Source organism: Arhodomonas sp. KWT, from assembly GCF_010993615.1.
Genome location: NZ_WNXE01000944.1, coordinates 1 through 646, shown reverse-complemented (window position 1 = coordinate 646; position 646 = coordinate 1). Strand labels below are relative to the sequence as shown.

At 69.0% G+C, this 646-nt stretch carries 2 protein-coding genes; both read right to left on the bottom strand.

What is annotated here, in order from left to right; all coding sequences use genetic code 11:
• On the bottom strand, window positions 1-277 hold a 277-nt coding region (locus G7A99_RS23450; protein WP_205600039.1), incomplete at its 3' end, for a ferric reductase-like transmembrane domain-containing protein.
• Window positions 278-394: 117 nt separating this feature from the next.
• Window positions 395-646 (bottom strand): cytochrome b (locus G7A99_RS23445; protein ID WP_205600038.1); only part of this gene is annotated, 252 nt, incomplete at its 5' end.

Genomic DNA, 646 nt, shown 5'->3' with positions numbered 1-646 from the left:
AGTGAACGACCGCCACGGTCAGGGCGGCGATGCCCAGCCACCGGTGCAGGCGGTACATCTTGTCGAGGCCGTTGAGCCGGCGTTCCGCCCGGGCGGGCCGGGTGGCCAGGACCATGGCCAGGCTCATGGTGCCGATCGCGAGTACGCCAGTGTACTGAACGAACGCGTGCCGGAACGAGAAGTAGTTGAGCGGCTCAGGCAGGAGTGTATCCGCGAGCAGCCAGAGCAGGGTCAGCCCGGCCAGGAAGGACCAGAGCGTGAGTTTGATGGCGCGCATCGCCTCGTGCCCCTTTTGTGCGTCGTTGTCGTGTTACCCGGTTGACGGGCAGGAGGACACCTTGTCGCGCCGGCGGGCATGACGCGGGTCAACGCCCGCCGGCGGCGCGCGTGCCGGCTACTGGGGCGTGCCCCGCACCATGCGCTGCAGGGTCGCGTCCCGGTCGACGTAGTGGTGCTTGAGGGCCCCGAGGATGTGGAGGGCCAGCACGCCCACCAGGATCCAGGGCAGGATCTCGTGCGCCTCCTCGCCGAACTCGTGGAGCGCCTCGTTCTCGGCGACCAGCGGCGGCAGGGAGAACAGCCCGAAGAAGCCGGGCGTGTGTCCGCCGGCCGAAGCCATGAACCAGCCGGACAGCGGGATGATGAC